The sequence below is a fragment of the uncultured Amaricoccus sp. genome (assembly GCF_937891315.1).
GTDB lineage: Bacteria > Pseudomonadota > Alphaproteobacteria > Rhodobacterales > Rhodobacteraceae > Amaricoccus.
This window is the reverse complement of the sequence record NZ_CALAGI010000113.1, coordinates 1-8,948: the sequence shown is the minus strand read 5'-3', so window position 1 is coordinate 8,948 and position 8,948 is coordinate 1. Positions and strand designations below refer to the sequence as shown.

The 8,948-nt window shown below is 70.5% G+C and carries 16 protein-coding genes and 1 pseudogene; 8 read left to right on the top strand and 9 right to left on the bottom strand.

The window, feature by feature from the left end; all coding sequences use genetic code 11:
* Positions 1-93: 93 nt before the first annotated feature.
* The 4 genes from Q0480_RS10535 to Q0480_RS10520 all read right to left on the bottom strand — a co-directional run bounded on the left by Q0480_RS10535 (position 94) and on the right by Q0480_RS10520 (position 1,408).
* Positions 94-594 (bottom strand): hypothetical protein, encoded by a 501-nt coding sequence (locus tag Q0480_RS10535; RefSeq protein WP_299132695.1) that lies wholly within the window; start codon positions 592-594, stop codon positions 94-96.
* An 87-nt stretch (positions 595-681) separates the two neighbouring features.
* Complete coding sequence (locus tag Q0480_RS10530) at positions 682-1,053, bottom strand: hypothetical protein (protein WP_299132694.1); 372 nt, start codon at positions 1,051-1,053, stop codon at positions 682-684.
* A complete protein-coding gene (locus Q0480_RS10525; protein ID WP_299132693.1) occupies positions 1,050-1,226 on the bottom strand; it encodes a hypothetical protein in 177 nt (58 codons plus the stop codon). The genes Q0480_RS10530 and Q0480_RS10525 overlap by 4 nt, the downstream gene beginning before the upstream one ends.
* On the bottom strand, positions 1,223-1,408 hold the full coding sequence (locus Q0480_RS10520) for a hypothetical protein (protein WP_299132691.1): 186 nt from the start codon (positions 1,406-1,408) through the stop codon (positions 1,223-1,225). Before Q0480_RS10520 ends, Q0480_RS10525 begins: the two co-directional genes overlap by 4 nt.
* A 215-nt stretch (positions 1,409-1,623) precedes the next feature.
* On the opposite strand from Q0480_RS10520, the gene Q0480_RS10515 reads away from it, so the two are divergent.
* Entirely contained in the window at positions 1,624-2,304 is a 681-nt protein-coding gene (locus Q0480_RS10515; protein WP_299132690.1) for a thermonuclease family protein, read from the top strand.
* On the opposite strand, the gene Q0480_RS10510 is transcribed toward Q0480_RS10515, so the two are convergent.
* From Q0480_RS10510 to Q0480_RS10490, 5 genes are all read right to left on the bottom strand, one after another.
* A complete protein-coding gene (locus tag Q0480_RS10510) occupies positions 2,301-2,942 on the bottom strand; it encodes a hypothetical protein (RefSeq protein WP_299132689.1) in 642 nt (213 codons plus the stop codon). The two genes, Q0480_RS10515 and Q0480_RS10510, sit on opposite strands and share 4 nt — an antisense overlap.
* A gap of 45 nt (positions 2,943-2,987) precedes the next feature.
* Positions 2,988-3,278: a hypothetical protein gene (locus Q0480_RS10505; protein WP_299132687.1), complete on the bottom strand. Its 291-nt coding sequence runs from the start codon at positions 3,276-3,278 to the stop codon at positions 2,988-2,990.
* Positions 3,279-3,385: 107 nt separating this feature from the next.
* Positions 3,386-3,778 (bottom strand): type II toxin-antitoxin system HicB family antitoxin, encoded by a 393-nt coding sequence (locus Q0480_RS10500; RefSeq protein WP_299132686.1) that lies wholly within the window; start codon positions 3,776-3,778, stop codon positions 3,386-3,388.
* Positions 3,779-3,801: 23 nt separating this feature from the next.
* Positions 3,802-3,984, bottom strand: coding sequence for a type II toxin-antitoxin system HicA family toxin (locus tag Q0480_RS10495; RefSeq protein WP_299132683.1), 183 nt, complete (start codon positions 3,982-3,984; stop codon positions 3,802-3,804).
* A 294-nt stretch (positions 3,985-4,278) separates the two neighbouring features.
* Positions 4,279-4,644 (bottom strand): hypothetical protein, encoded by a 366-nt coding sequence (locus Q0480_RS10490; RefSeq protein WP_299132681.1) that lies wholly within the window; start codon positions 4,642-4,644, stop codon positions 4,279-4,281.
* Between the two features lie 109 nt (positions 4,645-4,753).
* Here Q0480_RS10490 and Q0480_RS10485 point away from each other — a divergent pair, with 109 nt between their 5' ends.
* The 7 genes and pseudogenes from Q0480_RS10485 to Q0480_RS10455 all read left to right on the top strand — a co-directional run bounded on the left by Q0480_RS10485 (position 4,754) and on the right by Q0480_RS10455 (position 8,782).
* Positions 4,754-4,999 carry a hypothetical protein gene (locus Q0480_RS10485; RefSeq protein WP_299132678.1) on the top strand — a complete coding sequence of 82 codons (246 nt, stop codon included), beginning with the start codon at positions 4,754-4,756 and terminating at the stop codon, positions 4,997-4,999.
* Between the two features lie 107 nt (positions 5,000-5,106).
* Entirely contained in the window at positions 5,107-5,445 is a 339-nt protein-coding gene (locus Q0480_RS10480) for a hypothetical protein (RefSeq protein ID WP_299132675.1), read from the top strand.
* 19 nt (positions 5,446-5,464) lie between these two features.
* Positions 5,465-5,593: a hypothetical protein gene (locus tag Q0480_RS10475; protein WP_299132674.1), complete on the top strand. Its 129-nt coding sequence runs from the start codon at positions 5,465-5,467 to the stop codon at positions 5,591-5,593.
* Between the two features lie 288 nt (positions 5,594-5,881).
* Positions 5,882-7,039, top strand: coding sequence for a DUF6378 domain-containing protein (locus Q0480_RS10470; protein WP_299132673.1), 1,158 nt, complete (start codon positions 5,882-5,884; stop codon positions 7,037-7,039).
* 10 nt (positions 7,040-7,049) lie between these two features.
* Positions 7,050-7,310 (top strand): annotated as a pseudogene (locus Q0480_RS10465) (GapR family DNA-binding domain-containing protein); the annotation flags it as partial.
* 241 nt (positions 7,311-7,551) lie between these two features.
* Complete coding sequence (locus Q0480_RS10460) at positions 7,552-8,151, top strand: HNH endonuclease (protein ID WP_299132671.1); 600 nt, start codon at positions 7,552-7,554, stop codon at positions 8,149-8,151.
* 13 nt (positions 8,152-8,164) lie between these two features.
* Positions 8,165-8,782: a hypothetical protein gene (locus Q0480_RS10455; RefSeq protein ID WP_299132669.1), complete on the top strand. Its 618-nt coding sequence runs from the start codon at positions 8,165-8,167 to the stop codon at positions 8,780-8,782.
* Positions 8,783-8,948 lie beyond the last annotated feature (166 nt).

The following is an 8,948-nucleotide window of genomic DNA, read 5'->3' as shown; positions in this document are numbered from 1 at the left end:
GCGATGAAGCCGTGCGGGTGGTCCGTCGCGCCGGAGTAGATCGTCCAAAGGATGAGGGCCGGGCGGACCGACATCGCGTGGTGCCGGCTACCGTCAACCATGGCGGGTCTCCTCGAACGGGCGCTGGCCAACGTTGCTTTCGGCGCTGGGCGCGCCTATCCGGAGTCCGGTTAGGAAGCCGAAGGGCATGCGATTCCCAGGATCGGTGAAGCCCCAGAGGTGATACTGGTTCGCCGAGTCGACCACCCGGCTCTCGGCCGGGTAGAGTTCGACCGCCTCGCATTCCGGTCCGAGCAGCTCGCTTTTGATGCGTTGCAGGTCGCGCCAGTCGTGGATCGGCGCGCGGTCGTGGCGCTTGATCGAGAGATGCGCGGTCTCAACCGAGGGATCCTGGTCCCATGGCTCGCGGCGGAGAACAACATGATAGGTGTCGTTGATCCAGTGCTCGGCCCCGGTCTCATATTTCTCGTAGGCCCGGCGGACCTCCTCGACTGAGGCGATATGCCCCGCGAGGTTCGCGTCGGCGACCATCGCCTCCAGCGCTCCGGCGTTGAGCCGCGGACGGTCGCGGCGGTAGAGCGGGTGCCACGTCATTGCGCCCGAACCCTGACCGTGACGGTGGCCAAGGACACGCTGCCAAGGTGAGAGCGTGCATCGCCCTCCTGGCGCCCGCCGAGCTCTTCAGACATCGCTTCGCCCTCCCGCGGGCCGAAGCGGCGCCGGCAGCCAGTCCCCGATCCGGGCAGCCAGATCACCCGGCATCGGCCAATTCGCGGCGCGTATCCGGGCTTCGGTCTTCGCGGGATGGGCGAACAGCTCGGCGACGAGACCGACCGCGTCGTCCTTCCTGGGCTTGATCAGGCGATCGGAGATCCCGTGTGTCCCGCCGGTCAGGTCGCGATAGAGGGCGTCCAGCTGCGCCATGCTCAACCGGGCGAGGAAGGCCTCGCCTGGTGTCCAGACCTCGCGCAGGCGCAAGACGGGACAGGCGCAGCCCCGCGCGGCGGCGGCCGGGGAGCCGGGTCTGGGGTCATCGGGTTCGACGGCGGTCATTCGGCGATCTCGGCGCGCGGGGTGAGTCCGGGCGGGGAGAGTTCGGGCGGCTGGCCGGCGCGCCAGTCGTCGATCGCCCAGGCGGCGAGGATGCCGGCGCAGACGCCGGCGGCGAGGACCGCCCAGGCGACGGCGCAGAGCAGCGCGGCGACGCGCATTTCGCCCGGGGTCACGACCAGGCCACCAGGGCGGCGAGGGCGAGCAGGGCCACGCCGACGACGCGGGCGGCGATGTCGGTCGCGGCCTCGTCGGCCTCGGACGCGGGGTCGGGGGCGGCGGCTGGCCGGGGGCGCCAGAAGCCGGCGAGGAGCGAGAAGGCTCCGGCGAGGGTGAGAAGCGCGGGGAGAGAGGACATGCGGGCTCCGGGTGGGGGATCAGGCCTTCGGTTGATTGGTTATATCCAATCATTAACGATGTAAATTGGATTAATCCAATGTTCATGTCGAACATGATTGTGACGAATCCAAGGTGCTCCGCGAATCAGGCGGCCCATAAACCATGCGCGCCCTCGCGGCTTGCCCGGAGCCCGCCGGACGCCGATTGTCGGGCGGTGCGCGAGGGGGGCGAAGGATGGCAAGGATCGGATTTTCGGCGGCGGCGCTGGCGGCGGGACTGGGCGTGGCGGGCGCGGCCTTCGCGGGGGCGATCGGCGGCCCGGCCGAGGTGGTCGACGGCGACGGGCTGCGATTCGGCCCGGTCGCGGTGCGGCTGCACGGGATCGACGCGCCCGAGCTCGGCCAGAAATGCGCGAAGCCGGGCGGTGGCAAGTGGGACTGCGGCGCCGCGGCGGCCGACCGGCTGGAGCAGCTGGTGGCCGGGGGCGAGGTGCGCTGCGCGCCGCTCGACCGCGACGGCTACGGCCGGGTCATCGCGCGCTGCGAGGCGGGCGGCGTCGATCTCGGGGCGGCGCTGGCCGGCGAGGGGCTGGCCTGGGCGTTCGTGCGCTACTCGAGCGACTACGTGGCCGAGGAGACGGCGGCCCGGACGGCGAAGCGCGGCGTCTGGCAGGCGGCGAGCGAGCCGCCGTGGGAGTTCCGCGCCGAGCGCTGGGCGGGCGCGGCCCAGACGGCGCCGCGCCCGGACTGTCCGATCAAGGGCAACGTCAACGACGAGGGCGAGCGGATCTACCACACGCCCTGGTCGCCCTGGTACGGCAAGACGAAGATCGACGAGGCGAAGGGCGAGGCCTGGTTCTGCGACGAGGCCGAGGCGCTGGCCGCCGGCTGGCGACCCGCGCGGTTCCGGGGCTAGAGGCGGCCGGGCCGGGCCTGAACCTCGAGCACGGAGTCGGCGTCGGGATCGTAGACGCAGGTGTAGACGTGGCGCTGGAAGGCGCCGAAGCCGTTCTGGAATTCGATCTCGTCGCCGAGGTAGGCGATCACGCCGGCGGCCTTGTCGGACCAGCGGTAGTGCGAGAATTTCACCCCGAGCCAACCGTCGGTCCAGCGCGCCGAGTATTTCGCGAGGCGCTCGATCTCGCCCGGGCATTGCTCGCGGGCGGCGCGCGCGTGCTCCTCGCCCCAGCAGGAGAGGTCGGCGCGGCAGGTGGCCTCGGCGAAGCCGGGCGGGCGCCGGATCGGCGGCGGGGCCACGATCGGGGTCGCCGGCTCGGCCGCCAGCTCGACCGCCGGGCCGGTCCCGAGCGGCGGAGCCGGGGCGGACGGCGCGGCGGCGGCGGCCGCGCGCCCGGCGCTGACCTCAAGCCTGCGCGCGGCGAAGTCGGGGCTGAGCGCCACGCCGCCGATCGCCGCGACGAAGGCGAGGCCGAGCGCCGCCAGCCCGCGCCAGGCGAGGCGGCGCGACCAGCGGACCAGCGCGCCGACCAGGAAGAAGACCGCCGCGGCGAGCAGCGCCATCGCGATCAGAATGCCGAGAATTCCACTGTCCATCGCAATCGCCTCGAAGGTTCTTCGGAAAGCCGCCGGGTGGGCGCCTCAGGCGATCACTTCCTCGATGATGGACTTGGCGCCCCTGGTGAGCATGACGAGCAGGCCCAGAATCACGGCGCCGGCGGCCCAGAAGACCAGCACGAAGCCGACGCCGATCGTCGCGCCGATCTCATGCGCGGCGCGAAGGTTCGCGTCGGTTGGCGTCTGGCCGCCGATGTTCGCGAGCCCGGCCAGCAGGCACCACGCCATCAATGCGTTGAAGCCAAGGAAAAGGATGAAAAATATCCAGCCGAAAAAGCCACGCTTGCGGACCTCGGTGCGGACTACGGATGCCAATTGTCATTCTCCTCAAAGACAAGACCACCACGATTTCGCAAAACGGGCGGCGTCAAGGCAACTGTTTCCTTAGAGTTTTGTTAACATGGCCGGTCCCGTCATCCGCGTCAGTGCGCGCCGCGGATTTCGTTGGCGGTGGCGAGCGCGATGAAGGCCGAGCGGGTGAGGCGCATGTCCTTCGCGGCCTGGTCGATGGCGTCGAGGGTGCCGGTGTCGAGGCTGATGTTCACGCGGCGCTGGGTGGTGGTGCGGCGGACGTAGGGCACGGCGAGCAGGAAGGCGCCGTCGCGCAGGTCGGCGGCGACCGCCTCGCGGATCGCGGCGAGGTCGCGCGGCTCGACCGGGTCGGCGTCCTCGAACCACAGGGCCAGCGCCTCGGCCGCGTTGGCGAGCAGATCGCCGAAGTCGTCCGCCGCCGAGTGGCAGCCCGGAAGATCGGGAAAGGACACGCCCCAGGCGCTGTCCGGATCCTTGTGCACCAGGGCGAGGTAGGTCTTCATCGTTCGATCTCCCGAGCTTCGCGTCATTCCCACCCGGCCATCCGCGCGATCGAGCGGGCGGTGCCGAGGGGCAGGTCCTTCTTCGGGTGCGGGACGATCACGGTCCGGCCGTCCTTGCGGAACTTGTGGTGCGAGCCCCTGATCGAGACGAGGGTCCAGCCTTCCGCCTGAAGCCGCTTGACGATCCGTTTGCTGTCGCGTTCCATTCCCGTCCCCGTTTGTGTAGTTATTTACACACGGAACGGCCCGCCCGTCAAGAGTGTTTGCGCAATTATGTGCGCAAAAACGTAGGGCCGGCTTTCAGGCCGACCCCTCGATCAGTTCCGGTTCCGCCTCGGGCAGGCGCCAGCTGGCGATCACGACGAGACCCGGGACGGTTTAATCTAATTTTCGACTGATTTATTTATTGCAGTTGGCGATATGGTCGTTTCAAACTAACAAAATTGCGACCTATCGTGTTCTTGCAGAGGTTCTTTTGAAGGAAATCGAGCAACTTATTTCTAACTTGGGGGGACTGCTTTCTTGTCAGCTTCGTCTTGTTCTTCAGGTTTCCGATCAGTTGGCCGGAGCTGAATCTCCGAAACGATCTTTGACAACAAATCCGCGGATTCTGGCAGCATGGTGCCGTAGTTGTGGAGGATCCGCACAAGCATCTCGCGCGTGTCCGATGATAGAAGAAGCGCCACGCTTGGAACGCTGAGCCCGTAGGCGAGTTTCTGGACGCTCTCCAACGTCATGTTTCCCGTCTTGGACTTGGCAAAGTTCGCGAAAAAGGACGGATTGAGCTCTGCTTTCCTCAGGACTTTCGCTTGGTCGAGGTCGTCGTTCGCCTCGATTATCGCGAGAGCGTTCTTCACCACGATCATAGACAGGGACGGCTGATCCATACCGGTCGGATTTATCCGATCTCGGCATTTCTGCCGATCTGGACATTTCCATCTTGCGTCGATTGGATATATCCAATTATGATGCGGCATGACCTACGATCCGATCCAAGCCAACCAGCCGATTCTGCGAGAGATCGCCGATTTCTGCGCGGCCAATGCCATGACAAAGACCGCGTTCGGCCTCGGGGTCATGAACGATCGCGCGTTCGTGACCGATCTCGAGAACGGCCGGCAGCTGACACAGAGGCTCATGTTTCGCTTGCGGGCCGTGCTCGACGGTGCCGGCGCTGATCAAGTCGCCGGCGCCGTCCCGCCGAAAAAAGGGGCGGCCTGATGGACCAGGCCGCCCCTCGCCCGAACCGGGTCTCCATCGCCACGCGCCGCACCGGACCGGGCGCCCCCCTCAGGGCCGGGACCATGCGTAGCGAGGGTGATGCGGAAATGTCCTGCGGAAAACACGGGGTGCGCGGCGTCGGGCTGCTGGCGCCGGAGGAGGCGGAGCGCGCCTGGTTCGCCGGCCTCCTGTGGAAGGCCTTCCCCGAGGCGCGGTCGGAGAACGAGCTGGCCGACCTCGCCGCCGAGGTGCTGAGCTCGGCCCGCCGGTCGGTGCATCCGCGCACCGTGCGCAACTGGCTGCGCTGCGAGAACAGCCCGCATTTCCGCTACGTGCTGCAGGTGATCGCCATGGCCGGCGCCGAGAGCGTGTTCCAGATCATCGGCCCGGAGGAGGCGCGCCCCGGTGGGCCGGCGACGAACCGCGACCCGGAGCGCCGATCATGAAGCACGCCCCGGTGGGTCGATGAACTGGCTCTGGCGGATCCGCGGGCGGTTCAACGCGGCGCGCGCGCGGCGGGCGCGCGCGCTCGCCGTCGTCTTCGAAGCGCGGGCGGAAAAGTTTTTCCGCAGGATCAAGGGCTTGTCGTCGTGACCTGCGCCGTGCCACCCCGTCCCCGTTCCTTCCGCCGCCGGTTCGCGGTGGCGGCCCTGGGCGCCGGAAGACCGCTTCCTTCCGGCGCACCCCACCCCTCACGCGACCAGACCAGGGCCGCCTCCCCGAACCGGCCGCCGAACCGCCGGCCGGGCTTTTTCCCATCGGTTTCCGCGCGCGGGTCTGCCGACCGCCCGTCCCCGTCGCGCGCGGAGGGCCAGAGGAACGGGGGCGGGCTCCCCTTGCCCGGCGGGGTCGCACCCGCCGGGCCTTTTCGCGAGGCGTGTCATGCGGCGGACTGAAATTCTCGATCGGGCGCGCGACTGCGTCACCCGCGACCGGGCGGCGCTGTACGGCGCGGCCGAGGACAGCCTCGGCCGGATCGCGGCGCTGTGGTCGGCCGACCTCGGGCTGGCGCTCGGCGGCGCCGACGTCGCGCGGCTGATGGCCCTGTTCAAGATCGGCCGCGCGCGCGGCAACCCCGGCCATGCCGACAGCTGGATCGACCTCGCCAGCTACGCCGCGCTCGGCGGCGAGCTGGCGGCGGCCGCGCCCGAGCCGGCGCCGCTGCCCGCGCCAACTTCTTCGCCCTCGCCGTCGCCAACGCCCGCGCCTTCGCCCGCGCCCTCGCCTCCGCCGCCGCCGACGCCAACGCCCGCGCCTACGCCGTCGCCAACGCCCTCGCCCACGCCTTCGCCGACGTCTGCGCCATCGCCATCGCCTGCGCCTCCGCCCGCGCCATCGCCTCCGCCCACGCCTCCGGTTGCCGAAGTCGTGGTCCCGATCGACCCGCCCGACGCGGCGGAGGCCAGCCCCGGCGATCACGCGCCGGAGGTCGGGCCGGCCGTGCCGCCCGTGGCGGTGCCGGACACCGATTCCGCGCCGGCGGAAGCCCCGGAAACGGGAACCCTGGAGGTGGAGGCGCCGGAGCCCGGCGCCGACCTGCCCGATCCGGGGCGGCCCTGGACCGAGGAGGATTGCCAGGAGGCGTTCGAGCGCCACCGGGGCGGCATGGCGCCGGCGGAGGTCGCGCGCTGGCTGAACCGCGATCCGAAACAGGTGGCGAACTTGCTGCGGGTGCGCGGGCGGCGCGACGGTGCCGCCGCGCCGCCCGAGGCGGAGGCGGAGGCCGCGCCCCTCCCGGAAGAACCCGAGCCCGAGCCCGAGCCGCGTGAGCCCGCGCCCGAGCCTGAGCCGAATCCCTGCGACGTCGCCGACGAGACCGGCTGGACGCCGCGCGAGGACCTCGAGCTGCTCGAGCGCTTCACCGCCGGCGAGAAATCCTACGCGATCGCCCGCGCGATGCCCGGGCGGAACGCGCCCGGAATCGTGCGGCGGTTCCGGCAGCTGGTGCCGGTGCCCGGGGCCGTCAACCAGGCGCGGGCGCTCGAGCGGCAGCGGGCGCGGGTGGCCGAGGTGGACGCGGCGATGAAGGCGGCGGAGTAGGAGGCGGGAAATGGCGCGACGCGGCAAGCAGAACAAGCGGGTGAACGGCGTGACCGCCGGCGAGCTGCGCGGGTTCATCGAGCGCTACGAGGAGCTGTCGGCCGAGGTCGCGGAGATCCTCGATCGCCGCAAGGAGGTGATGGCCGAGGCGAAGGGCCGCGGCTACGACACCAAGGTGCTGCGCCTGCTGATCCGCGAGCGGGGGCGCGATCCGGACGATCTGGCCGAGGAACGGGCGATCGCCGCGCTCTACCGCGACGCGCTCGGCATGGAAGGCACGCCGCTCGACGACTGGGCCAGGGGCGCGGCGCCGGAGGTGGTGGCGGCCGTCAAGCATCTCTACGCGCGGCCCTCGGTCCGCGACGCGCTGGACGAGGCGGAGGCGGCGGCCAGCGCGGCGCGGGTCGATGACATCGCCGGGCGGGCGACGCGGGCGCGGAGCGAGGCGGTCGTCACGCTGAAGTTCCGTGCGCCGGACGACGAGCCACCGCCGCCCGAAGCGGCGTGACGGCATGGGCCAGAACATCAGCCAGGCCGTGATGGCGCGGCGCGCGGAGCCGCGTGACAGCCTCGAAAGGTGGCGGCCGATCGCCGGCTGGCCCGGGTACGAGGTCAGCGATCATGGGCGCGTTCGATCGTGGAAATGGCCCGGTGCCGGGCGCCAGTGGCGCGAGGATCGCACCAGGGGGGCACGGATGCTTCGGCAGGACTCATCGAGTGGGTACCGGTCGGTCCTTCTGTGCGACGTCTCTCGCGGCAAGAAGCACGCTCTCGTCCATGCATTGGTGCTCGGGGCGTTCGTGGGGCCGCGTCCTGAGGGCTGGCACGGCGCCCACGGGAATGGCGTCGGGTCCGACAATCGCTTGGCAAACCTTCGATGGGCATCCGCCGCCGAAAACAACGCCGACAAGCGCGCACACGGTTCTCACCGGGCCGGTGAGCGAATCGGGTCTGCCAAGCTCCGCGACGCCCAGGTGCGCGAGATTGTTCGACTGCGCGCGGCGGGCGAGCGCGTGGTCGATCTGGCGACGCGGTTCGGCGTCTGTCGAAACACGATCTCCAGCATCACCGGTGGGCACAGCTGGCGGGAGGTGACCCGTGGCGCAGAATAGGTCCACGGCTGTCATGAGCCGCCGGGTAGAGCCAATCGACTCGCTGGATTTCTTTGTAACGCCGCCCTGGGCGACGCGGGCGCTCTGCGAGATGCTGGGCGCGGCCGGGCTGATCACGCCGGGGCTCGGCACCGTCTGGGAGCCGGCCGCCGGGATGGGCCACATGGCCGCGCCGCTGGCGGAGTATTTCGGCGAGGTCTGGGCCAGCGACGTGCACGACTACGGCGTCGGGCTGCCCACGGCCGATTTCCTGATCCCCGGCACCGGGCCGCGTTGCCCGCGCCGGCCGGACTGGGTGATCACCAACCCGCCGTTCCGCCTCGGTCAGGCTTTCGTCGAGCGGGCCGGCCAGGTCGCGGTGGAGGGCTGCGCGATGCTGGTGCGGACCGCCTTCCTGGAGGGCGTGTCGCGGTTCCAGGACCTCTACCGTGTCCGGCCGCCGGCCTTCGTCTGGCAGTTCACCGAGCGGGTGCCGATGCACCGGGGCAAGCTGACCGCCACCGGCTCGACGGCGACCGCCTACTGCTGGCTGGTCTGGGTCGCCGGCGCGGAAGGCACCGGCTTCGGCTGGATCCCGCCCTGCCGCAAGCGGCTGGAGCGGGCGAGCGACTACGCCGGGGTGGCGGCGTGAGTGCCGGGGCCACGCCGGCCGTCCGGCCCGACTGCCTGCCGTTGCCGGCGGCGATGCTCGGCCGCCCGGTCGAGCCGCGCGGCTATCCGGTGCCCTGGTTCGCGACGGCGATCGACGGCGCCTGGGACCTGCGCGTGGTGCGGCCCGAGCGCTGGGCCGAGGCGGT